The sequence below is a fragment of the Neobacillus niacini genome (assembly GCF_023715785.1).
GTDB lineage: Bacteria > Bacillota > Bacilli > Bacillales > Cytobacillaceae > Neobacillus > Neobacillus niacini_E.
Genome location: NZ_JAMBOX010000084.1, coordinates 1 through 421, shown reverse-complemented (window position 1 = coordinate 421; position 421 = coordinate 1). Strand labels below are relative to the sequence as shown.

Genomic DNA, 421 nt, shown 5'->3' with positions numbered 1-421 from the left:
CTCCTGCATCGCATGCGGCGCCGAGGAGACCCGCAGCCGCGCCAACAGGATAAAGAACACCAGCCCGGAACAGCTGGCGACGAGGAAGTTTAGCTGCGGATTGATGTTAAACAGCAGGCCGGCGAAGAAGGTGGCCACCGCCCAGCCCAGCGAGCCCCACATCCGCGCCCTGCCGAATTCAAACTGGCTCTGACGCGCCACCCTCTCGGTGTAAGATTCCAGCACGCCGATGCCGCCGTTAAAGGTCAAACCGATATAGATCCCGCCAAAAATGCTGCCCAACAGGACGTTGATTTTCAGCAGGTGGCCGAACAGCAGATACGCCGGACCAGAGAGGATCAGCAGCGCGGTGATATACCAGAGCAGATGTTTGCGCAGCCCCAGCTTGTCCTGGATAAATCCATAGCAAACTTGCGCAAAC

The 421-nt window shown here is 58.7% G+C and carries 1 protein-coding gene; it reads right to left on the bottom strand.

Translation table 11 applies throughout. From position 1 onward, the window contains the following. Positions 1-421, bottom strand: a 421-nt coding sequence (locus tag M3234_RS28950; protein ID WP_262307946.1) for an MFS transporter, incomplete at both ends; no start/stop codon positions are given.